The sequence below is a fragment of the Roseibium aquae genome, assembly GCF_008711285.1.
Lineage (GTDB): Bacteria > Pseudomonadota > Alphaproteobacteria > Rhizobiales > Stappiaceae > Roseibium > Roseibium aquae.
In genome coordinates, this window is record NZ_VXDC01000004.1 from 71,669 (window position 1) to 94,253 (window position 22,585).

Sequence of the window (22,585 nt, forward strand, 5' to 3'; positions counted from 1 at the left end):
GGCGCTCATCTGTCTTTCTTTGGTGTCAAATGAAGGAAACGCATAAGACACGGACGTCTTTCTGACGAAACCAACAGACGGTTGTCGTCTGTGTAACTCCGAAGCAATTCAATGCTTTGTGTATTTCTTTCTGAGGGCGAAATAATCGCAATATCAAAAAATCTATCAAGATTTTTCAGTAAATCTGGATACTTGTTTTCAAATCCATCAATCCAATTATGTATCTCAATTATTACGGTGCACTTCCCTAGCGCCGCAATTACTTTTTTTGAGAGTAATTGAAATTCAAATCCCTCAATATCAATTAATACAAGTGTTTTGTCTGTTAAATTCGAGGCAACTGACGCAATATTTTTCTTGGTTGCTTCACCGTGAACTTCAAGTTCTCCAGGTTTCTCATTTCTCTGCCAGTTTTCGTTGATTGCGCGTTGTCCTTCTTCGGAAATTTCAAAACATATCGCTTTTCTTGTCTTTTTAGCGTGCAATAATCCAACAGCGTAATAGCCATCTGCAGCCCCTATATCCAAGAAAGTATCGAACGGTGCTCGAGCAGAAATAAAGTCCAAAATTTCCTTTTCATATAGCCCCAGGCATTGCGCACCAAGGTCACTTTTTCCCCACCAGGCATCTCTATTTAGCTGCAGCCCCTTAAACAGTCCTTGTGAAACAGTTCCCTTACAAAGATCATAAGTTTCAAGCGAAACTCGCTCTAGTCTTTGAGCAACGGTTTCTTTACGCCAAGCTTCTCGCGCTTCCTGTGTAGCTTCCTTCTGCCGCTTCAATATCGGCTCGAAGTATTCAAGCTCACTTGAAATGAGTTTATCTAACCTCACCCAGGCTCACCTTCTTGGAAGACCTCTAGTCAATTTTTCATTATCTGAATGAAAAACAATGCTTGTGCTACCGATTGAAAATAGGCATCGATCGTAAGATAATTTATCTAAATATTTTGTGACTTCAGTATGCACTTTCGAGCCATAGTCATGCCAGACAATGCAACCACCCTTTGCGAGCATAGCTAATGCCAACTTAGTATCGTTTTCGATAATTTCTGATGTATGACCACCGTCAATGAAAATTAAATCATATCTGCCCTTACGATGAGAAACGTCTAAACTCATTGAATTATTTTTTAAAAGTTCAACTGAAACGCCAAGGGATCTGGCAACTTCTTTAATTTCAAGGTCGACACTGGCTTTTCGAATTCGCGTCAAGAATCGATCATTCTCTACATCGTTAGATAAATCAAAGTTCTCTCTGGAAATCTCTCCCTCAAAATATTCTAGGTCAAGAGTCGCGACGCTCTCCCCAATTTTATTGGAAATGAAGAGCTTAGTTGTTTCGCCTTTGAAAGTCCCAAATTCAAAAACACTTTTAGCTTCTACTAATCGCCCCAGAACTACGAGGCAAACCTTTTCAAGCATGGATGTTGATCCGATATCTCCGTCTGGAATTTCTGAAACAAAAGCGCGCTGCAAGTCACAGTTATTGAAGAGGGTCAACAAATGTGATGGACGAATCACGTTAATTTTTGACATAATTCCCTCTCATCTCCGATTTTAGGCTTTGAATATTTAAATTTTCTTTTGTGCTTGGAGATCTCATCAAAGCTTGTTGTAGCTTTCTAAGATTATAATGAGGAACTGCTGGAGCCAAATGATGCTCGCTGTGAAAATTCATATTCCAATAAAGTGCCCTTAGGAAAAAGGGCAAGTTCATAGATACCGAGGCTGAAAGCTGAGTGTATTTATTTGCTTCTCCAATTTCCACATTATGCTGAGAAGAGGCCAATAAGTAAGTTGGATATTGAGCAATAAATGATGGCACTGTGAGCAGTAGTACTGGGTAATAGCTGTTTATTGAATAGGACAAGTAGATCATTAAACTGTGAAAGCTTATCGTCGAAAGTGCATCAATTTGAATATTGCTCTTCTGTTTTTCGTCCAAAAGACTTTTCAGTTTCGGATTCTTAAAAGTACCAAGTGCAGACAAAATTGTATAATAAACACGTTTCGAGACATTTGAAGGAGAGAAGAAAATTTTGCCAATTATTTCGAGACTTTTTAACCGTTTACCGTGGCCTAATGTTCCCTCAAGATCATCCTCAAAAAGGAAATTACGATGATGGTTTAAGTGAGTGGCTTTGAACATTGATGCATTGGTCCAAGTAAGGATGCCTAATAGTTTAAAAAAGAAACTGTTTATACTTGTTTGGGTAAAAACGGTGTTATGCGAGAATTCGTGCATAGCGCCGGCGGTACCTAAAAAATTAAATGCGCTACAATAAAGCATAAAAATTAATAAAGAAAGTGAATAGATTTCACTTTGCATGCTTATATTTAAACATGTACCAAGAAAAAAAAGAACGGCAGTATGATAAAGAAGATATGCTGTCGCCACCATATCGTTTTTTTTAGCAAGATTCCGATATTCATCTTTCCTCAAGATCTTTGAAACCGCTATAGGTTCGTATTTGGGATTAATTCTTTTCATGGTAATCATCCCATTTTTCGTCGGGTCGCAAACTGGACTTCAGGCTGCTGCTTTCAGTTTCATTGCTGGCGTCATGCCGCCGATTGCCATGTTGGGCCCCTCGTTGTTGTATGTCCATAGCCAACGCGTGGCTTGGTCCTGTGCATGATTGATCGTTTCGAATATGTTCTGGCCGAGCCATTCATGGCGGACAGTCCAGTTGTAGCGTTCGACATAGGCTGTCTGTTGATTTTCACTGAGAACTGACCCAGTATTTCCACCGAGAATTAACCCGCCTTTTGTGTATTGAACGGCAGTTATGTCGCGGTCAAGATTTTGGTTTTCTCCCTTCGTTGTCGGCCTGATTTGCGGTGCTGTTTTTGAAGCGGAAGCTTTCGTTTCCGGTTTCAAGGATATGGCAGTGATGGGTGAGCCCCATGACCGCCTTCTGATAGGCTGTCTACTTAACCTTCTTTCCACGCTATTTTTAGGACGGAGGAACACGCTATGGGTCAATCATCTACGGCTAAGAGGACGGGGTCCCGTGATGCAGCCAGCAAAGTCGCACAGCAGCGGCTGAGCGTTCTGGAACTGGCCAGGGAACTTGGCAATGTAGCTGAGGCGTGCCGGCAGCGGGGAATGGACCGGACAGGGGGGCTTCGACCGCGCCGGTTTGGCTAAGTTGAGCCGGCTTATAGGAGAAAAGGTATAGGCCGATGAAAAGCTGCACCTATCTTCAAAGCGCGCTTTACATCGCGCCCGATGATGTCCGCACTTGTTGCCAACGGTTTTTTGTGGACGGCCAGTTGAAGGGTGATGTGTCATTAAACATTTCCCCCGACCAGGGAGAACTCAGCTTTGAAAGCTTGGTCGAGGCCAAAAAGGATCTTGTCAGGCAGATCAACGCAGGGACGGACACCCGGTGCGATGGATGCCCGCACCTGAAAGAGGCGGACTGGGAACCCATCGATTAGGAGACCATCAAATACATCTCCTTCGAATACCATCCCGTCTGCAACATGAAATGCACCTACTGTTCCGAGGTCTATTACGGCGGGGTGCGGCCGAAATTCGATATCATCGGATTTGCCGACAGTGTTGAGCGGGTCAGCCCCGACCTGCACATTGCCTGGGGCGGGGGCGAGCCGACGGCCCTGCGAGACTTCGATCAGGTGTTTTCGTTCGCGCAAGAGCGTTTCCAGCCAAAGACCCAGCGGATCTTCACCAACGCCTTGAAGTACTCGCCCGTGATTCAGGCTGCTGTCGATGAGAGGCGTGTGTCCCTGACCACCAGTATCGACGCGGGCACAGCGGACACCTTTGAAAAAATCCGGCGGTCGTCCGGAATGGAAAAGGTATTCAAGCACCTTCAGGCCTATTCGAGGCAGTCGCCCGATCTGGTCACGATCAAGTACATCTTCGTTTCGGAAAATCACGCGAGCATGGAACTCGACGGCTTTGTCGACAAGATCATTGCCCACGATCTGCAGGCCTGTTCCTTTCTGATCAGCACGGATTTCAAGATCGAGAACGAGATTTTCTCCTATCTCGACAGCATCATGTATTTGTTCTTCCGGCTGCAGGAAATCGGGGTCGGGGCGGTGTCCCTGGACGATCATGTCTTCGCCAGGCTGAAGGAAAGAGGGTTTGCGGGACTGCAAGCCGAAGAGACGCCAGACCCGGACCGCAAGATGATCAAGGACCGGATCCAGAAATCGCTCGATCGTTTTGCCGGTTCGGATGTGATCCTGTGGGGAACGGGCGAGTTCGCGCGGCGGCTCCTCGACAATCCGAGCTTCCGCCGGAACTTCAATGTGATCAAGGTTGTCGATCCGAGCCAGACCCGGCACGGGATGGATTTTCAGGGGCACACCGTCCGTCCGGTCTCGGATATCGGTTTGGACGAAACGAACATTGTGATTGGCTCGGTGAACTTTTACGGTGAAGTGTTCAATGAACTGAAGCGGATGCAGATCGACCGCACGAGGGTCGTGCCACCGTTCCTGGTCTATTGAGGCAAGCCGGCTTGCCGCAAGGGGTGCGGGCCGAACACATTGCGGGCAGCGGGTCTGCGTTGCCACTGGCTTTTTTTGAATAGGGAATGAACCGATGAAACTCCTCCGTCATGGCGCCCCTGGGTCCGAGCGGCCCGGACTTCTGGACGAGCGGGGCGTCATCCGTGACCTCACAGGCATCGTGCCTGACATTGGTCAGACGGTTCTCTCCGACGCGGGACTGTCGGCCCTGCGTGGGATTGACGCGGGCAGTCTTCCGGAAATCGATCCGGCCACACGCCTTGGCCCGCCGGTCGCCGGGACGGGGAAGTTCATTTGCATCGGTCTGAATTACGCTGATCATGCGGCGGAAAGCGGGTTGGACGTGCCGCCAGAGCCGGTCGTTTTCATGAAGGCGACCAGCGCCATGTGCGGGCCCCGCGATGCGCTCATCCTGCCGCGTGGCAGCACCAAGACGGACTGGGAGGTCGAACTGGCCGTGATCATCGGCCACGAAACGAAATACGTCTCCGAAGCCGACGCGCTGGATCATGTTGCGGGCTATTGTGTCGCCAACGATGTTTCCGAACGGGCTTTTCAGATCGAGCGGGCAGGGCAGTGGACGAAGGGCAAGTCCTGCGACACGTTCGGTCCGCTCGGGCCTTGGCTGGTCACGCGGGACGAGGCCGGCGACGTTCAGGACTTGGGTATGTGGCTCAAGGTCAACGGCGAGACGATGCAGCAGGGCTCCACGCGCACCATGGTCTATGGCGTTGCCTTCCTGATCTCGTATCTGAGCCAGTTCATGACGCTGCATCCAGGCGATGTCATTTCCACCGGAACGCCGCCGGGCGTTGGAATGGGGATGAGGCCGCCGCGCTACCTGACGGCGGGGGACATCGTGGAATTGGGCATCGACGGTCTCGGCCAGCAGCGCCAGGAGGTGGTTGCCGATTAAGGGGGGAGCCGGACTACCGCCGCCAGGCCCGTGCAAGGGCCCGGTAGGAGGCCTTGGGGGTGCGTGTCTGGCTTGCGAAGTCCACATGCACCAGCCCGAAACGTTTCTCATAGCCGAATGACCATTCGTAATTGTCGAGCAGCGACCAGCAGATGTAGCCCTTGAGCGGAACGCCTTCCGAAATCGCGCTCCGGGCGGCCTCGAAGTGGCGCTCCAGATAGTCGATGCGCGCGGTGTCCGGCATGCCGGGCTCATCGGCGTTGGCCATGCCGTTCTCCGTGACATATAGGGGAAGGGCACCGGTATAGTCTTGCACGGTGCGAACCAGGAACTTCTTGAGGCCCGCTGGATAGATCTCCCAACCCATCTGGGTCTTGGGCAGCGGGCCTTCGACATCTTCATAGCTGGGCCACGCGCTGTCACGGTGACGGATGCGCTTGCGGGTGTAGTAATTCAGGCCCAGCCAGTCGATCGGTGCCATGATCGTGGCGAAATCGTCCTGCCACCCGGGGGGCAGATGTGCCGCAAAGCCGTCCAGCACCTCGTCCGGATACCGCCCCTTGAACAGGCCTTCCAGGAAAAACCGGTTGTAGATCGCGTCGTAGCGTCGGGCCGCGAGGACGGTTTCGGGGCGCTCATCGGCCGGGTCCGCCCATTCGAAATTGCAGACCGCGCCAAGGTTGGTCATGCCCAGGCCGCGCATGACCTCAATCGCCCGGCCATGGGACACAAGCACATGGTGCATGGCGCGGGCTGTGGCCCGGATATCCCGCAGGCCCGGAGCATGCACGCCCTCGAAGTGGGACAGCCAACCGACGCACCACGGTTCGTTGATTGGAGCCGCGGACCAGATCCGGTCGCCCAGCCGGTCCATGGCCAGCTCTGTGTAATCGGCGAACCAGTTGGCCACGTCCCGGTTTCGCCAGCCGCCCTGATCCTCCAGAGCTGACGGCATTTCCCAGTGGTAGAGCGTGACCGCCGGTTTGATGCCCCGTTCCAGCATGCCATCCACGAGCCGGTCATAGAAGTCGAGCCCGGCGTCGTTGACCGGCCCGCGTCCTTCAGGCAGAACCCGGGCCCAGGAAATGGAAAACCGGTAGATGTCGGCGTTCAGATCCCGCACAAGATCGAGATCCTCGGTCCAACGGTTGAGGTGATCGCAGGCAATCGCACCGGTTTCACCGCCAGCCACGTTTCCTGGCGTTGCCGCGAACGTGTCCCAATGGGTCGATCCGGCGCCCCCTTGGGCGTGGCCCTCGATCTGATAGGCAGAGGTGGCGACCCCGAACTCAAAGTCGGGGGGAAAGTCGTCTCTGGTGAAACGCACGGCATGCTCCTCTAGAATTGCGTTCAGCCGGGCGGCGCCGGTCCCGTCGAATAGCCAACGGTCAGTTCGGGCTCCCAAAGCTCCTGGACCGGCCCCGTCTCTGGCGAGACAATGATCTTGATGAGGATTTCAGCGCACCGGCGTCCGGCGGCGCGGACCGACGATTTGGTCGCCGTGAACGCCGGTCCGTCCCGATCGTTGTTCAGGTAGGACAGGACATCGTCGTGGGTGATCAAGGAGACATCCTTGCCCAGCCGCAGTCCGGCATCGCCAATCGCCCGTCGCACGCCCATGGCCGACATCACCGAAGACACGAGAAAGGCGGTGGGCCGCAAAGCGGAGCGCGCGAGCATGTCGGCCGCGGCCAGGTAGCCATAGCCCTCCGTCATGGTGTCCGAGCGCATGAAGGCCGGGTCTGGCGCGATCCCGCGATCCTGGAGCGCGGTTTCGTAGCCCTTGCGCCTGCGGATCGCGAAATCCATCGTCTCCAAACCATTGATGAGTGCGATCCGTGTGTGGCCCAGATCCAGCAGAAACTCGGAGGCCCGCTTGAAGGCCCTGAAATTCGCGATGTCGAGCCAACTGTAGCTGTCATAGTCACCCGTCCGGCCATGGACGAGAAACGGAAGCCCCAATGTCTGCACCAGCGGGATTCGCGGGTCTTCGCGCTTTGGCCCCTGGATCATCACCCCGTCCACCGAGCCGTTCGCGGCCATTTGCCTGAAAGCGCGTTCGACCTCGCTTTCCGCAACGATCGACAGCAGCAGATCATAACCTTCCCGCGCATAGACTTCGCCCGCACCGGCCAGAAAATCGCTGAAAATCGGATTGACCATGTCGGATTCCCCGCTGAGCGGGATAACATGGCCGATGGTCATGGCACGGCCCGTTGCAAGGCGCCGCGCGCGGGCATTGGGCTGATATCCGGCCGCCTTCGCCGCCGCTTCGACACGCAGCCGGGTTTCCTCCCGCACTTCCGGGTATCCGTTCAAGGCCCGGCTGACCGTTGTCTGGGACAGACCGAGCGAGGCCGCCAGCTCCTTGAGATTCATATTTTTTACCGCCGATTCAAAGCGCTTTAAATTTTTCTGGAGAGTAGCCGGGGCAAGGGCCGGCTGTCAAAGGTTCCGCGTTTTGGCGCGGGTTGGGGACAGGAAAATCCCGGCATTTTCGCCAGATGCAACCTCCGAGATTGACTTCCGTGCGGACATGACCGACGCTAGGAACAGAGCCAAAGCGCTTTGGATTTGGTTTGAAGAGTTCTGATCACGCAAAAGCCCTGCACCAGACAGGGCCGTGGAACGGGAGGAATGGCATGAGAAAGACCCTGTTTTCAGGGACGGCGGCGCTGGCCCTGTCCGTCGGCATGACGATGGCCCAGGCGTCCGGGGACCTGATTGTTCCGGTCGGCGAGGGCGCCTTCACATGGGACAGCTACACCGCGTTCGCGGATGGCCATGATCTGTCTGGTCAGAGCCTGACCATCGCAGGGCCCTGGTTGTCGTCCGAAGCGGATCGCTTTGACAATTTGCTCGCCTATTTCGAGGCCGCCACCGGGGTCGATGCGACCTATACCGGATCCGACAGTTTCGAGCAGCAGATCGTCATCGACGCAGAGGCCGGTTCGGCTCCGAACATCGCGGTCTTCCCCCAGCCTGGCCTTGCCGTGACCATGGCTGCCCGCGGGCTGTTGACGCCGCTTGGAGAGGAAACCGGAAACTGGGTGGGCGAGAATTTCGCCGCAGGCGAATCCTGGGTCGATCTTGGCACCTATCCAGATCCGTCGGGTCAGGACCAGTTCTACGGCTTTTTCTTCAACGTCAATCTGAAGTCGCTGGTCTGGTATGTGCCCGAGAACTTCGAGGATGCGGGCTATGAGGTGCCGACAACCATGGAGGAGCTGAAGACGCTCTCGGATCAGATCGTGGCTGACGGCGAAACACCATGGTGCATCGGTCTGGGCTCGGGCGCGGCGACGGGCTGGCCCGCCACCGATTGGGTCGAGGATCTCATGCTCCGCACCCAGCCGCCTGAAGTCTACGATACCTGGGTGACCAACCAGATCCCGTTTGACGATCCGCGGGTTGTCGCGGCCATCGAGGAATTCGGGTCGTTCGCGCGAAACCCCGAGTATGTGGCCGGCGGTGCGGGCGCCGTGGCGACCACCGATTTCCGCGACAGTCCCTCCGGTCTGTTCGCCGCGCCTCCTGCCTGCTACATGCATCGGCAAGCCTCGTTCATTCCCGCCTATTTCCCGGAAGGCACGGTGATTGGCGAGGATGCGGACTTCTTCTATTTCCCGGCCTATGCCGACAAGGACCTTGGCAATCCGGTTCTGGGCGGCGGAACGCTGATGGCTGTCACCAATCCGAACGATGCCGCGATGGCCTTCATCGAGTTTCTGAAAACACCGTTCGCGCATGAAATCATGATGGCGCAGGGCGGCTTCCTGACGCCGCATCAAGGCGTGAACATCGCAACCTATCAGGATGACACTGTGCGCGGGCAGGGAGAGATCCTGCTGGGCGCGACAACCTTCCGGTTCGATGGCTCCGACTTGATGCCGGGCGCCATTGGTGCAGGGTCGTTCTGGACGGGCATGGTGGATTATGCGGGCGGGGCCGAAGCTGCAGCGGTTGCCGGCGAAATCCAGAACAGCTGGGACGCCATCAAGTAGACCGTGAGTCTGCCAGGTGACCTGTGGATCCGGTTCCGGGTCACCTGGCATGGTTCCTCGGGCGCACTGTGAAGCCGGGAGGTGGTCATGAATCCAGCCGTGCAAGGCCTGCTGACAATTGTGGTCGGCGTCGGCGGGTGTATCGGGTACTTCTATCTTTCCAATCTGGTGCTGGACAAGGTGCTGTTCCCGCCGCACGGGCCGAACGCGGGCCGGAATATCAACCGGGCGAATGCGATCCGCCCCTGGGTTTTCCTCGCGCCCGCCCTGTTCGGGCTGGGGCTTTACCTGGCCTATCCGGTGATCGAAACAATTCGCCTCTCGATCACGGACCAAGCGGCGGGCGGGGCCTTTGTCGGCCTCGACAACTACGCGCAAATGTCGGGCGATCCGAAATTCTGGGAAGCATTGCGCAACAATGTGCTGTGGTTGCTGGTGGTGCCGGCAGCATCGACCTTTTTCGGTCTTCTGGCGGCTCAACTCACCGACCGCATCAGGTGGGGCAATTTCGCCAAGTCCCTGATTTTCATGCCGATGGCGATTTCATTCGTTGGCGCGGCCGTGATCTTCAAGCTGGTTTACGATGCCCGTCCCTTGGATCAGGAGCAGATCGGCATCTTGAATGCCGTCTATCTGGCGCTTGGCGGCAACGAGCCGCAGACCTGGCTGACCATCCCGTTCTGGAACAACTTCTTTTTGATGGCGGTCCTGGTCTGGATCCAGACAGGCTTTGCGATGGTGATCCTGTCGGCAGCACTGCGCGGCATTCCGGAAGAAACCGTCGAAGCCGCGATCGTCGACGGGGCCAATCCCTTTCAGGTCTTTTTCCGCATCAAGGTCCCCCAGATCACGGGCACGATCGTGGTCGTTTGGACCACGATCACCATTGTCGTCCTGAAGGTGTTCGATATCGTCTTCGCCATGACCAATGGCCAGTGGGAGACCCAGGTCCTCGCCAACTACATGTACGACAAGCTGTTTCGCGCAAATGATTGGGGCGTGGGGTCGGCGGCTGCGATGATCATCATGCTGATGGTGACGCCGATCCTGGTTTGGAATGTTTACAACGCCCGCAAGGAGATGCGGTGATGGACAATATTGCGGGGACCAAGTCCCGCCTGACATGGGCCGTCAACATCTCCGTCGTTTTTCTGGTTCTGCTGTGGGTGCTGCCAACGGTTGGGCTTCTGGTGTCGTCCTTTCGGACAACCGAACAGATCCGCTCGTCCGGCTGGTGGGCCGCGCTGTTTCCGGCCGAGATCAATCAGACCCTGCGGGCGGCCGATCCCGATGACAATCGAACGGCTGATGGCGCCGGCCGCTACACGGTCGAGGGAAATCTGTTCGTTGCCGGCGGCCACGTTCCGGACGCCGAACAGGTGAGCGCCACGATCCGATCGTGGGGAACTTCATCGCGCGCGATAGACGCGTACCGGCCCGGCGAGACGGCGGATCTCGGCGATGGGGAAACCATGACCGTTCGGTCCAATGGAGACTATTCGTGGTCCGGGAACGGGGATCAGATCAGCGGGCGGGGACAGCGCGTGTTTGTCACCGCCGAGACGCCCCCGGATCTGACCTTTGACAACTACCGGAAGGTGCTTTTCGAACCTGGTAACCGCGAAGGCATGACCAAGGCCTTCTTCAACACGTTGACCGTCACCATACCGGCGACGATCATCCCGATCCTGTTTGCCGCTTTTGCCGCCTACGCGCTTGCCTGGATGGACTTCCCCGGCCGCGCCATTTTGGTCGCCGGGGTGGTGGCGTTGCTTGTGGTGCCCCTGCAACTGGCCCTGATCCCCCTGTTGAAGCTTCACAATGAAATCGGCATCGGCAAGGGCTATCTCGGCGTCTGGCTGGCGCATACCGGGTTCGGGCTGCCGCTCGCGATCTACCTGTTGCGCAATTACATGGTCGGGTTGCCGCGCGAGATCATCGAAAATGCCCGGGTGGATGGTGCCAGCGATTTCCAGATCTTCGTGAGGATCGTTCTGCCGCTCAGCTTTCCCGCGCTCGCCAGTTTTGCGATTTTCCAGTTCTTGTGGACCTGGAACGACCTGCTGGTGGCGATGGTGTTCCTGATCGATAGCTCGGGCCAGACCACGGTCATGACGCGCCAGATCGTCGAACTTCTCGGGACCCGTGGCGGGGATTGGGAAATTCTGGCGACGTCCGCCTTCGTGTCGATCGCGGTTCCGCTCATGCTCTTTTTTACAATGCAGAGATATCTGGTGCGCGGCCTGCTGGCCGGCTCGGTCAAATAGAGATCACACAAAATGAACCTGATGCAGGATATCGCCCGCGATAAGATCGTGGGGCTCGACAAGGACTGGTGGCGCGGGGCGGTGATCTATCAGATCTACCCCCGCAGTTTTCAAGACAGCAATCATGACGGCGTTGGTGATCTGGCCGGCATCATCCACAGGCTGAACCACGTCGCGGAACTGGGCGCGGACGCGGTCTGGATTTCCCCGTTTTTCCGCTCGCCGATGCTCGATTTCGGCTACGATATCTCGGACTACCGCGATATTGATCCGATCTTCGGGACGCTCGGCGACTTCGATGCGCTGATCGATCGTGCGCATGCGCTCGGTCTCAAGGTGTTGATCGATCTGGTCATCTCTCACACATCCAACCAGCACGCCTGGTTCGCCGAAAGTCAGTCCAGCCGGGATAATCCCAAGGCGGACTGGTATGTTTGGGCGGACGCGAAGCCGGATGGAACACCGCCCACCAATTGGCTTTCCGTTTTCGGCGGCTCCGCCTGGGAATGGAACGGCGAGCGGATGCAGTACTATCTGCACAACTTTCTCAAAGAGCAGCCCGACCTCAATTTTCACAATCCGGAGGTTCAGAAGGAGGTTCTGGACATCGCGCGGTTCTGGCTGGAAAGGGGCGTCGACGGGTTCCGCCTCGACACGATCAATTTCTACTTTCACGACACGGAGCTCCGGGACAATCCGCCCCTACCGCCGGAGCAGCGCACGGCGAAGGCTGCGCCGGAGGTCAACCCGTACAATTGGCAGGACCACATCCGCGACAAGAACCAGCCGGAGAACCTCGACTTTTTGAAGCGCTTGCGGGCGATCATGGATGAATATCCCGCGACCGCTGCGGTGGGGGAGGTTGGCGACGGCCAGTATGGCCCCCAGCTCCAGGCCGCCTATACCGGCGGCGGGGACAAGATGCATATGTGCTATTCCTTCGAGTTGTTGTCGGGTCAGACGCCCACCGCCGAGAGCTTGCATGGGATCATTGACGAACATGAGCGGATGATCGGCGACGGCTGGTCCTGCTGGGCCTATTCCAACCACGATGTCATTCGCCACGGGACCCGCTGGGTCCTGAGCGACGCCGCCTATCGTCTTTATGCCGCTCTCCTGTTGAGCATGCGCGGCTCGGTCTGTCTTTATCAGGGGGAGGAGTTGGGCCTGGGCGAAGCCTATGTGGCTTATGAGGATCTTCAGGATCCCTATGGCGTCCGGTTCTGGCCGAAATTCAAGGGCCGCGATGGATGCCGCACGCCGATCCCATGGATCGCGGAGACGCCTCACGGAGGCTTCACGGATGTGAAGCCCTGGTTGCCTGTTGCTGTTGAGCATATCCAGAGTTCAGTCGGCATCCAGACTGGCGATCCGGCTTCCATGCTGTCGTTTTATCGTGACATGATCGCGTTTCGCCGGTTGCATCCGGCCTTGGCGAAGGGCGACTTCACCTTCGTCGAGGCAAAGGACGGGGTGTTGTCCTTCATTCGCAGCCACGAGGGGCAAGAGGTGTTTTGCGCTTTTAACCTGAGGGACACGCCGGTGTCGCTTCACATGCCGCAAGGCGTCTGGACACGGGATACGCGGGCGCCGTTTTCGGCGGACGCGATCGAAGGCGGCGGTGTGCTGCCCGGTTATCAAGCCTGTTTTGCAACCAGGGCACAAGACTAAAACAGCGGGCGGGCAACGCCCCGTCGGGAGGAAGTGATGGCCGAGCTGAAGCTCTCCAAAGTGGAAAAATCCTACGGCAGCGTTCAGGTGCTGCATGACATCGACCTGGATATCGATCAGGGGGAACTGGTCGTGTTCGTGGGGCCGTCCGGCTGCGGCAAGTCCACGCTGCTGCGCATGATCGCCGGTCTGGAAAAGATTTCCGGCGGCGAGCTTCAGATTGACGGGGTTCGGGTCAACGATGTGCCACCAGCCGAGCGGGGGATCGCGATGGTGTTCCAATCCTACGCGCTTTATCCGCACATGACGGTCTATGATAACATGGCTTTCGCCTTGAAGCTGGCGGGAAAAAAGAAGGCGGAGATCGACGGGAAAGTGCGCGCGGCGGCCGACAAGCTGCAATTGACCCCGTTTTTGGACCGTCTGCCGAAGGCCCTTTCCGGCGGGCAGCGCCAACGGGTGGCCATCGGACGGTCGATTGTCCGGGACCCGAAGGTCTATCTGTTCGATGAACCGCTCTCCAACCTGGATGCCGCTTTGCGCGTGGCAACCCGGATCGAGATCGCGCAGCTCAAAGAACAGATGCCGGATTCGACGATGGTCTACGTCACGCACGATCAGGTGGAGGCGATGACCCTGGCCACCCGCATTGTGGTTCTGGCGGGCGGCAGCATTGCGCAGGTGGGGGCGCCGCTAGAATTATACCAGCGCCCCAACTCTGTTTTTGTCGCCCAGTTCATTGGCAGCCCGGCGATGAACCTCCTCGACGGCGAAATCGTGGAAACCGGAGAGACAACCCGTTTGAAGCTCGACCGCGGCGGCGGAACGATCCTGTCCGGTTATCCATCCCGGCCGGAGGACAAGGGTGCGCGTGTTCAAGTGGGCATCCGGCCCGAGGATATGGTGATCACGCAGGACGAGACCTTCGCCTTTCACGGCACGGTCGCGATCACGGAAGCGCTGGGGGAGGTCACACTCCTCTATTTCTCCAAGAACGCTGAGGGAAACGGTGGCATTGTCGCCAAGTTGTTCGGGATCCATACGCAGGTGCGCGGGACCGAGGTCCGGCTCACCGCTACGCCCGACAAGGTTCACGTCTTCAAGGACGGGATCTCGCTTCTATACCGGGACGTGTCTGTGTTCCTGCCCGGGGTCGCGCCGCACTGACCGAACGCATTTGGTTGCAAAATGAGTTGCGGGAACAATCGGCGTGCTCCGTGACCTGAGCCGCTCGTATGGGCCGCATCGAGCCACGTCAGGTCATGGCTGGGCCATGTGCCGCCGGCTCTGCTGGCCGTAGATATCTGAACAGGCTTTTTCATCCGAACTGGCCGCCCGCGGGAGTGTCAGGCTCACCCAGGGGCAAGCCAGCGATCCCCAAATCGCTGATTTGAAGAATTGCTTCGTGATCTGGTGTTCAACTGACCGGCGGCGTCGAAAGATTTCGAATCTTTTGATCTATTAACGCGGCATATAAGAATTTACACTTAGGGTGCCCCTATAATAACAGGGTCCCGACGCATGAAATCAATGGCGATCAGACAACTTTGGAAAGCCGTTCTGCTGCTCGGCCTGGTGATGACGCTCGCCATCACGGTCACCGGCTATTCGGATCGCGTGGCCAATGAGCGCGCAGCCACCGAGAAGGACGCGCGCTTCGTTGCCCGCCAGGCGTCGGCGGTCCTGCAGACGGTGAAACTGGCCTTGGATCAATTGGCGCTGACGATTGCCGAGGACGGCGCGGTCCAGACACAAGCTTCTTTGGCCAATATCGAGGCCGCGCTTCCGGCGCTGAGTGACATCATCGTGGTCAATGCCGAGGGTGTTGTCGTTGCGGAACGCCGGGATGATCTGTTGGGTCTGGGCCTTGATGTCTCCGACCGCTCCTACTTTTCTGTTCATCGCGCGGTCGACCCGGGCAGCCGTGTTCCGCTGTATGTCGGCTCCCCGCTTCAAAGCCGGGTCGATGGCAGCCTGTCCATTCCCGTCAGCCGTCCGGTCCTGGATCGGCAGGGACAGCTTTCCGCGGTGATCGCTGTTGCCCTCAGGCGGGAGTTCCTGAGCCCTGTTCTTGATGCGATGGAAACGGCTGGCGGCTCATGGGTTTTCTTGAAGAGCCAGAGTGCCGCTCTGCCGCTGAGTGGAGGACAGACACAATCTGATCCAGTCCGCCCGGATCAGGCCACGGCGGTGGCCGGTCTCAATCAGCCCGCAGACGCCTTTGCCGTTGCTGAACCGATAGACGGCTGGCCGTTGTCTATTGTGGTGCAGCGTCCGCTTGATGACATTCACGCCCGGGCGCTGGGGGGCAGCTATCTGCAGGGACTGCTTGGTATACTCGCCACTCTGGCGGCAGCGGCGGGAGCCCGTCTTTACGGTCAAGCCTATCGGGCGATGGAGGAGCGCAAGGCGGAAGCGGAAGCCATGGCCGAGCGCCTCGAGCTTGCCAGCAAGGCCGGCCAGATCGGCATCTGGGAATACGAGTGCGACAGCGAAACCCTTTTTTGGGATGAAACGTTGATGGGGCTCTATGGTGTGCCAGCCGGGCAGTTCTCCGGTGAAATCACCGACTGGTCGGGTCGCGTTCACCCCGATGACCTCGAACTGGCCCAAGATCTGTTTCGCAATACCATCGAAAACGGCATTCTTTATGACACCGAATTCAGGATTGTGACGCCGGCTGGCGAGACAAAACACCTGAAAGCCTATGGTATGGCGGTTCGCAACGCCGCTGGGCGGATCGTTCGCGTGACAGGCGTCAACTATGATCTCAGTCTGCTGCGCCGGGCCGAATTGCGGGCCCGTGACAGCGAGCGCCGCTTCAAGGATATTGCCGAAAGCGTTCCGGGCGCCGTGTTTCAGTACGAAATCCTGCCCAACGGCGCGGATCGGGTCCTGTATCTCAGCCCCGGCTGCTTTGATATCTGGGGACTTACATCCGCCCAGATTTCCGGAAATCCGGGCGCTCTTTGGGCGATGATTCTGCCCGAGGATCTGCCTGGAATGCAGGCCTCCGTCGCCAGCTCGGCCAGCAGCCTGTCTGCCTGGGACCACCGGTGGCGGATCGTGACCGCGGAGGGGCAGCACAAGCATCTGCATGGCCGGGCCACGCCCTATCGTCTGGCCGATGGGACGGTCCGTTTCAACAGCATCATTTTCGATGTAACCGAACATGAAGAACAACGGGGCTTGACGGAGAGGGCCCGTCAGGATGCGGACATGGCCCGTCAGCGGTTGGAGCACGCGTTCGAATCTCTGGAGGATGCTTTTGTCGTCTTTGATGCGGATGAGCGGCTGGTGACAGCGAATACGGCATACCGCTCGCTTTTCAAGAACCCCGAAACACTGTTCACGGACCATATGACCCTTGAAGGCCTTGTGCGGACCCTGGTCAGGGAAGGCGTTCGCCCGGATGCGGATGGCAAGGAAGAGGAATGGATCGCCGAACGTCTCAGGAAGTGCCGGTCTCCGGAAGGACCTTTTGAGATGTCGTTTCTGGATGACCGGTTTTTTGAGGTCCACGACAGCCGCAGCGCAAATGGCGACATCGTCATCCTGGGGATCGATATCACGGAAAAACGGCGGCAAACGCGGCGTCTTGAAGAGTTGACCCGGGATCTGGAGCAAGCCAAGGAACGCGCTGTCCATGACAGCTTGCATGATGCCCTGACCGGGCTGCCGAACCGGCGGCATCTTGACCAGTATCTCTATCAGTTGGCCGCAGTATCGGACCCGGGCCGGGAAATCATCGCGATCCACGTGGACATCGACCGGTTCAAGCTGGTGAATGACACGCTTGGCCACGCAACGGGCGACAAAGTGATCATGCAGGTCGCATCGCGCCTTTACGACATTCTTCCCCCAACGGCATTCCTGGCCCGGTTTGGGGGCGACGAGTTCGTCATCGTATGCCATGGATCGGCGGAACACGAAGCGATCTGTCACACAGTCAAGGACGCTTTTGCGAAGCCATTCGAGATTAATCGGCAAACCATCCGCATAACGGGAAGCCTGGGGGTTGCAGTTCTGCCAGCAGACCAGGCGCCCGGCATATTGAAAAACTCCGATATCGCCTTGCATAAGGCCAAGGACAACGGCCGCAACCGGGTGGAGGTTTTCACGCGCGACCTGCAGTGGGAGATGGCGGAGCGCAAACAGCTCGCCGACGAAATCCTGCATGGGATGGAGCGAAATGAGTTTTTCGCGCATTTCCAGCCGCAGTTCGATGCGAAGACACGGGCGTTTTCGGGCCTTGAAGCGCTCATAAGGTGGCGCCATCCGCAACGGGGCATTCTGCCGCCGGCCGCCTTCATGGAGGTTGCGGAAGACCTCAAGGTCATGGGTGATCTGGACCGTGTTGTCCTGCAACAGGCGATTGCCGCATGTTCTCGGCTAAAGTCGGAAGGGATAACGACGCCAAAAATGTCGGTCAATATCGGGTTCTCCCGGATCAGCGACCCGAGCCTCGCGGCGGAACTCGAGGCGATGGATACATGCGGATCCTGGCTGGCGTTCGAGCTTCTCGAAACCATCTTGCTCGATGAGGACTGCGACGAGATCGGCTTCAACATCGACCGGATCCGGGAGCGGGGCATCCAAATCGAACTGGATGATTTCGGCAGTGGCCGCGCCTCGATGATCAGCCTTTTGAAACTCCAGCCGGACCGGATCAAGATCGACCGGCAGTTGGTCATGCCGCTGCTCGACGAGCCGGGGCAGATCGACCTGGTCCGGGCCATCCTTGAAATGGCTACGGCCCGGGGCATTCAGGTGACGGCCGAAGGGGTCGAGACCATGGAACACGCCCGCATTCTCACGGAGTTGGGATGCACGACCTTGCAGGGCTATGCCTTTGCAAGGCCAATGCCGGTGGAAGACCTCGCCCGTTTCCTGCATGACGAGCGTTGGCTCAGCGCGGCCTGAGCGCGCTGCATGTTAAAATAGCTCTTCCAATGGAAGCTCAACCGGGCCTTGCAGCGCCCGGGCTGAGCGATCGTAAAATGTCAGCGGGCGGGTCTAACCCAAGGGAAATATTCAGTTCTTCTTAAGAACGGGGCCATAGAAAGGTCCCGAAGAGGAAACGCGCATGGAAGACCAGCACCCGACGCGATGGGGCTTTGTCGGCGGCTATTTTGTTGCGGTTTGCCTGCTGATGATTGTCGCCATTCTTCAGCCCGTATCGTCCGGACGCGTCGCGGTGTTCGCCGCGCCATGGAGTGACCGGTCGGCGGTCGAGATCATCGCGGCGGCCGGCGGCAGCATCGTGTCCACCAGCGAAAGCGGCATGATCGCGATGTCGGAGGCCGACCATTCAGGCTTTGTCTCATCGCTCTACGCCAACGGTGCGATCTTCGTCGGTTCGGCGGTGGCAATCGCCGCGTGCCTCAATTTGCCTTGGGCAACAGGAGCCATCCAATGACTGAACAAACCTCTACCGCCACAGGGCTCGCAAGCCTTCGGGACGCTTTTTCGAAGTACATGGTGTATTTCGTCTGGCTGAATGTCGTGCTGGTGATCGCAACAACCCTTGTCGTTGGCACGATGCCCGTCTGGGCGCTTGGCGGCTGCGCTGTCCTGGTGGCCGGAGCGGCCACGCTCGCCTGGCTGAAATTCGGCAGTGCCGTTGAGACACGTTTGATCACGTCCATGTCCCTTGCGGTTCTGGTGGCGCTGTTCGTCGCCGCGCTGTCGAACCCGGATCCGGTCGCGTCGTTTCAGCTTGATGGACACCTCTACTTCTTCGCAGTCCTGGCAATCCTTGCCGGTTATGTGGATCGCCGGGCCATCGTCGGTTATGCGGCGGTTGTCGCGGTTCATCATGTCGTTCTGGACCTGACCTTTCCGGCGCTGCTCTTCCCCGGCGGAGAGAATTTCGCCCGGGTGATGATGCATGCGGTCATCGTCGTCGTCGAAGCCGCCGCCCTGATCTGGGTTGTCGGCCGTTTGGAGGCGGCATTTGAGTCCGCGGCGGCCGCCATCACGCAGGCGCGGGCCGCGCAGGAACAGGCGAAGGCCATGCAGACGGCCGAAACCGAGCGCAACGAGGCGGATCGGCAGAACCAGGTCCGGATCGGTCAGCGGATCGAAGACTTCCGCCACGAAATCGAACAGAAGATCGCGGGCGTTCTGGCGCAAGTGCAGGAGATGCGCAGCGCGTCAGGCGAGTTGGGAAGCGTTGCGGAAAATACGGCGGTGGAGGCGAACGAGGCCTCCACAGCCTCCCAAACCGCGTCGTCGAATGTTCAAACGGTGGCATCGGCCGCCGAGGAACTGTCCTCCTCCATCGCCGAGATTTCACGTCAGGTGGACCAGACCACGAAGATCGTCAATGACGCCACGCGCGGCGCGCAAAACAGCAACCAGAAGATTGCCGGTCTCGCGGAGGCCACAAACCGGATCGGAGAAGTGGTGACCCTGATTCAGGCGATCGCCGAACAGACCAACCTGCTTGCTCTGAATGCGACGATTGAGGCGGCGCGCGCCGGTGAAGCGGGCAAGGGGTTCGCCGTGGTTGCGGCGGAAGTGAAGGAACTGGCGACCCAGACCTCCAAGGCGACCGAGGAAATCAGTTCCCAGATATCCTCCATCCAGGCGGAGACCCAGGAAGCGGTCCAGGCCATCGGCGCGATCGCAAGCACAATGGATCAGGTCAACACCTACACGGCCTCGATTGCTTCGGCGGTTGAGCAGCAAGGGGCAGCGACCAATGAGATTTCCCGCAATGTCGGGGAAGCGGCCAATGGCACCAACCGGGTTACGGAAATCTTCGGCAGTGTCAGCAAGGCGGTTGAGCAGACCAGTCAATCCGCCAGTATCGTTGGCAATGCCGCAAGCGAACTGGAAGCCGAGGCGATCAGTATGCGCCAGGCTGTCGAGGATTTCCTTCAAGATGTCAGGGCCGCATGATCCGCTGCCTAGCATATAGCCTCACCGATCTGGCCTGGTCCGAGGAATGCTGACGGCTCTGGAGCAAGCCGGCATACGTCCAAGTTAGCCTTTGCAGCGGGTCTTTACGCGACGTAAACTATGGATTATTCGCCGGCTTCGGACCATTTTAGTGGCTGCTTCACCGGATCGGCGCAGTTTTGGACTGCATTGCCCGCGCGGGCAGGCCGTTAGTGATAAGAACGGGCAAGCATGAAAAGCGAGATGCAAGACCTTCCGCGGCCGGCTGCCTCCCTCTCATGGCCGTTCCCGGACAAACCCGGATCCGGTGACGGTTTTGATCTGGCACGGCGTCTTCGCCATGCCATCTGGGTGTATGACATCGACCGGTGCCGGGTCGTTCTGGCGAACGCGGCGGCCCTGCATCTTTGGAAAGCGAGCTCTGAAGCCGAGCTGGCCGCACGTGATTTGTCAAAGGACATGTCGACGACCGTCGCCAACAGGCTGAAGCAATATCAGGCCGGTTTCGAGGAGAGCGATGCGACCTTCAGCGAACTGTGGACCCTTTATCCCCATGGCGAGCCGGTTTCCGTCGATGTGATCTACACGGGCTACCGCCTGCCGGATGGGCGTGTCGCGATGATGTGCGAAGCCACCGGAATCGCAGAGGACACCCCGGAGACGCTGAGAAGTGCTGAAGCGCTGTTGCACACCGACGTCATGATTTCCTTGTTCGCGGCAAGTGGCAGGGAGCTCTACATGAACCCGGCCGCCCGCAACACGTGGCGGTCCGAAAGCACGCACCTGTCCGACATCTTCGTCGACCCGCATGATCTTGAGTGCATTTTGCGCGATGTTGAGCTGAACGGCGATGCGCGGCGCGTGGTGAGGATCAAGACGGATGCCGGGTTGGCATGGCACGATATGTCCTTGAAGAGTTGCCGGGACGCGGCAACCGGCGAACCGGCCACGCTCGTCACGTCGATTGATGTTTCCGAACTCAAGCGCGCCCGGGACCGTGCGGCCTATCTGGCCGACAAGGACCAGCTGACCGGCTGCTACAACCGGTCCTATCTCCAACGGCATCTGGACGCACTCGGCCGCGAGGACCGGGGCGCCCCGATCGCGCTTCTGTATCTGGACCTGGATAAATTCAAGCAAACGAACGACAGATATGGCCATGATGCGGGGGACAAGCTGCTGGTCGAAACGGCCCAGCGGATCATGACCTGTCTGACCGATGCCGACCTGCTGGCGCGGATTGGCGGCGATGAATTTATCGTCCTGCTCTTCGGCGCGGACTCTTCCTCGGAACTGAACGACCGGATCGACCGGATCAGGGACGCGGTTTGCCAACCGATATCTTACAAGACCGTCATGATCGAAGTCACCACCAGCATCGGCGTGGCGCGGCTGCCGGTCGATGACCTGGATTGTGAGAAATACGTCCGGCACGCGGATATCGCTCTTTATGAATCCAAACGTCTCGGCCGGAACCGATGGTCCCTGTTTACGGACGACATGGGACGGATTGCCGGCGAACGGCTGCGCACCGAGGAGGAACTCGCTTCCGCGTTCCGGCTCGGAGAAATCGTTCTCCATGTCCAGCCTTGCGTCGACTTGGTCTCGGGACAGGTCGTCAGCGCGGAAGTTCTAGCCCGATGGCTCCATCCGAAACGCGGCCTTTTGCTGCCGGTTGATTTCATTGGGGTCTGCGAAGAGACCGGCCTGATCGAGGCGCTGGATCACTTTGTCCTGGAACAAGGCTGCGCGCTGGCCAAACTCTGGAAGAAAGCCGGCCTGAACATCGGTCTGTCCTTGAATGTCTCACCGCGCCAGTTCCTGGACGACGGTTTCATGTCCGCCCTGGCGCTCCACGCCCGCGACCCTGATTTTGTCCCCGGTTCCATCCAACTCGAAATCACGGAATCCGTTCTGGCGGAAGATCAGGATCAGGTCGCCGGCAGGCTGCGTAAAATGACCACGCTCGGATACCGGATCGCGGTCGATGACTTTGGAACGGGCTACTCCAATCTGGCCTATATCTCCAAGTTTCCGATCAGTTGCATCAAGATCGACAAGTCATTCACCGAGACGATCCCGGATTCGGTCCCTGTCATCCGCCTGATTCAAAGACTTGCCGAGGAAATCGGCGCGCACACTGTCGCCGAAGGAATAGAGGACACCGCGGCGCTCGAGACGCTCTCACAGATCGGTTGCCGCCAAATTCAGGGAAACTACTTTTCCGCGCCGATCCCGGTAACCGATATTCGCGAGGCGGTGCGGCGCATCGAACGGCGGATCGCGACCGCCGCATCCGGGCGATAGCCGGCG

General features: G+C 57.8%; 17 protein-coding genes and 2 pseudogenes. 13 read left to right on the plus strand and 6 right to left on the minus strand.

Annotation, left to right across the window (positions count from 1 at the left end):
* Positions 1–5: 5 nt before the first annotated feature.
* The 4 genes and pseudogenes from F0184_RS07545 to F0184_RS07560 form a co-directional block, all read right to left on the minus strand.
* The gene (locus F0184_RS07545; RefSeq protein WP_150495576.1) at positions 6–833 is read right to left on the minus strand and encodes a class I SAM-dependent methyltransferase; all 828 of its coding nucleotides are present in this window, start codon (positions 831–833) and stop codon (positions 6–8) included.
* Positions 834–839: 6 nt separating this feature from the next.
* Positions 840–1,538: a class I SAM-dependent methyltransferase gene (locus tag F0184_RS07550; protein WP_150495577.1), complete on the minus strand. Its 699-nt coding sequence runs from the start codon at positions 1,536–1,538 to the stop codon at positions 840–842.
* A complete protein-coding gene (locus tag F0184_RS07555; protein ID WP_172972033.1) occupies positions 1,525–2,493 on the minus strand; it encodes a fatty acid desaturase family protein in 969 nt (322 codons plus the stop codon). Before F0184_RS07555 ends, F0184_RS07550 begins: the two co-directional genes overlap by 14 nt.
* A 39-nt stretch (positions 2,494–2,532) precedes the next feature.
* Positions 2,533–2,721: pseudogene (locus F0184_RS07560) on the minus strand (integrase core domain-containing protein); the annotation flags it as partial.
* A gap of 258 nt (positions 2,722–2,979) precedes the next feature.
* Between F0184_RS07560 and F0184_RS20870 the strand changes: the two are divergent.
* The 4 genes and pseudogenes from F0184_RS20870 to F0184_RS07585 form a co-directional block, all read left to right on the plus strand.
* Positions 2,980–3,123: pseudogene (locus tag F0184_RS20870) on the plus strand (IS481 family transposase); the annotation flags it as partial.
* Between the two features lie 65 nt (positions 3,124–3,188).
* On the plus strand, positions 3,189–3,446 hold the full coding sequence (locus F0184_RS07575; protein ID WP_150495579.1) for a hypothetical protein: 258 nt from the start codon (positions 3,189–3,191) through the stop codon (positions 3,444–3,446).
* Between the two features lie 15 nt (positions 3,447–3,461).
* Positions 3,462–4,487, plus strand: a complete 1,026-nt coding sequence (locus F0184_RS07580; RefSeq protein ID WP_342212491.1) for a radical SAM protein — start codon at positions 3,462–3,464, stop codon at positions 4,485–4,487.
* A 94-nt stretch (positions 4,488–4,581) separates the two neighbouring features.
* Positions 4,582–5,424, plus strand: a complete 843-nt coding sequence (locus F0184_RS07585) for a fumarylacetoacetate hydrolase family protein (RefSeq protein WP_150495581.1) — start codon at positions 4,582–4,584, stop codon at positions 5,422–5,424.
* A gap of 13 nt (positions 5,425–5,437) precedes the next feature.
* Here F0184_RS07585 and F0184_RS07590 read toward each other — a convergent pair whose 3' ends face one another.
* The gene (locus F0184_RS07590) at positions 5,438–6,751 is read right to left on the minus strand and encodes a GH1 family beta-glucosidase (protein ID WP_150495582.1); all 1,314 of its coding nucleotides are present in this window, start codon (positions 6,749–6,751) and stop codon (positions 5,438–5,440) included.
* A 23-nt stretch (positions 6,752–6,774) separates the two neighbouring features.
* Positions 6,775–7,803, minus strand: a complete 1,029-nt coding sequence (locus F0184_RS07595) for a substrate-binding domain-containing protein (RefSeq protein ID WP_150495583.1) — start codon at positions 7,801–7,803, stop codon at positions 6,775–6,777.
* Positions 7,804–8,066: 263 nt separating this feature from the next.
* Here F0184_RS07595 and F0184_RS07600 point away from each other — a divergent pair, with 263 nt between their 5' ends.
* The 9 genes from F0184_RS07600 (at position 8,067) to F0184_RS07640 (ending at position 22,579) form a co-directional block, all read left to right on the plus strand.
* Positions 8,067–9,428 (plus strand): ABC transporter substrate-binding protein, encoded by a 1,362-nt coding sequence (locus tag F0184_RS07600; protein WP_150495584.1) that lies wholly within the window; start codon positions 8,067–8,069, stop codon positions 9,426–9,428.
* A gap of 87 nt (positions 9,429–9,515) precedes the next feature.
* A complete protein-coding gene (locus tag F0184_RS07605) occupies positions 9,516–10,517 on the plus strand; it encodes a carbohydrate ABC transporter permease (protein WP_150495585.1) in 1,002 nt (333 codons plus the stop codon).
* Positions 10,517–11,695 carry a carbohydrate ABC transporter permease gene (locus F0184_RS07610; RefSeq protein ID WP_150495586.1) on the plus strand — a complete coding sequence of 393 codons (1,179 nt, stop codon included), beginning with the start codon at positions 10,517–10,519 and terminating at the stop codon, positions 11,693–11,695. Before F0184_RS07605 ends, F0184_RS07610 begins: the two co-directional genes overlap by 1 nt.
* A 21-nt stretch (positions 11,696–11,716) precedes the next feature.
* Positions 11,717–13,366, plus strand: a complete 1,650-nt coding sequence (locus F0184_RS07615) for an alpha-glucosidase family protein (RefSeq protein ID WP_150495813.1) — start codon at positions 11,717–11,719, stop codon at positions 13,364–13,366.
* Positions 13,367–13,402: 36 nt separating this feature from the next.
* A complete protein-coding gene (locus F0184_RS07620; RefSeq protein ID WP_150495587.1) occupies positions 13,403–14,533 on the plus strand; it encodes an ABC transporter ATP-binding protein in 1,131 nt (376 codons plus the stop codon).
* Positions 14,534–14,896: 363 nt separating this feature from the next.
* Positions 14,897–18,289, plus strand: a complete 3,393-nt coding sequence (locus tag F0184_RS07625) for an EAL domain-containing protein (protein WP_172972034.1) — start codon at positions 14,897–14,899, stop codon at positions 18,287–18,289.
* Between the two features lie 163 nt (positions 18,290–18,452).
* Positions 18,453–18,785, plus strand: a complete 333-nt coding sequence (locus F0184_RS07630; protein WP_150495589.1) for a hypothetical protein — start codon at positions 18,453–18,455, stop codon at positions 18,783–18,785.
* Entirely contained in the window at positions 18,782–20,272 is a 1,491-nt protein-coding gene (locus F0184_RS07635) for a methyl-accepting chemotaxis protein (RefSeq protein WP_150495590.1), read from the plus strand. The genes F0184_RS07630 and F0184_RS07635 overlap by 4 nt, the downstream gene beginning before the upstream one ends.
* Positions 20,273–20,503: 231 nt before the next feature.
* Complete coding sequence (locus F0184_RS07640; RefSeq protein WP_208998374.1) at positions 20,504–22,579, plus strand: putative bifunctional diguanylate cyclase/phosphodiesterase; 2,076 nt, start codon at positions 20,504–20,506, stop codon at positions 22,577–22,579.
* The last annotated feature ends 6 nt before the right edge of the window (positions 22,580–22,585 follow it).

Excerpts from the sequence above, each read along its gene's own strand:
- F0184_RS07550 (WP_150495577.1), bottom strand. The coding sequence starts at position 1,538 with ATGTCAAAAATTAACGTGATTCGTCCATCACATTTGTTGACCCTCTTC.
- F0184_RS07555 (WP_172972033.1), bottom strand. The coding sequence starts at position 2,493 with ATGAAAAGAATTAATCCCAAATACGAACCTATAGCGGTTTCAAAGATC.
- F0184_RS07575 (WP_150495579.1), top strand. The coding sequence starts at position 3,189 with ATGAAAAGCTGCACCTATCTTCAAAGCGCGCTTTACATCGCGCCCGAT.
- F0184_RS07585 (WP_150495581.1), top strand. The coding sequence starts at position 4,582 with ATGAAACTCCTCCGTCATGGCGCCCCTGGGTCCGAGCGGCCCGGACTT.
- F0184_RS07595 (WP_150495583.1), bottom strand. The coding sequence starts at position 7,803 with ATGAATCTCAAGGAGCTGGCGGCCTCGCTCGGTCTGTCCCAGACAACG.
- F0184_RS07600 (WP_150495584.1), top strand. The coding sequence starts at position 8,067 with ATGAGAAAGACCCTGTTTTCAGGGACGGCGGCGCTGGCCCTGTCCGTC.
- F0184_RS07605 (WP_150495585.1), top strand. The coding sequence starts at position 9,516 with ATGAATCCAGCCGTGCAAGGCCTGCTGACAATTGTGGTCGGCGTCGGC.
- F0184_RS07610 (WP_150495586.1), top strand. The coding sequence starts at position 10,517 with ATGGACAATATTGCGGGGACCAAGTCCCGCCTGACATGGGCCGTCAAC.
- F0184_RS07615 (WP_150495813.1), top strand. The coding sequence starts at position 11,717 with ATGCAGGATATCGCCCGCGATAAGATCGTGGGGCTCGACAAGGACTGG.
- F0184_RS07620 (WP_150495587.1), top strand. The coding sequence starts at position 13,403 with ATGGCCGAGCTGAAGCTCTCCAAAGTGGAAAAATCCTACGGCAGCGTT.
- F0184_RS07625 (WP_172972034.1), top strand. The coding sequence starts at position 14,897 with ATGGCGATCAGACAACTTTGGAAAGCCGTTCTGCTGCTCGGCCTGGTG.
- F0184_RS07630 (WP_150495589.1), top strand. The coding sequence starts at position 18,453 with ATGGAAGACCAGCACCCGACGCGATGGGGCTTTGTCGGCGGCTATTTT.
- F0184_RS07635 (WP_150495590.1), top strand. The coding sequence starts at position 18,782 with ATGACTGAACAAACCTCTACCGCCACAGGGCTCGCAAGCCTTCGGGAC.
- F0184_RS07640 (WP_208998374.1), top strand. The coding sequence starts at position 20,504 with ATGAAAAGCGAGATGCAAGACCTTCCGCGGCCGGCTGCCTCCCTCTCA.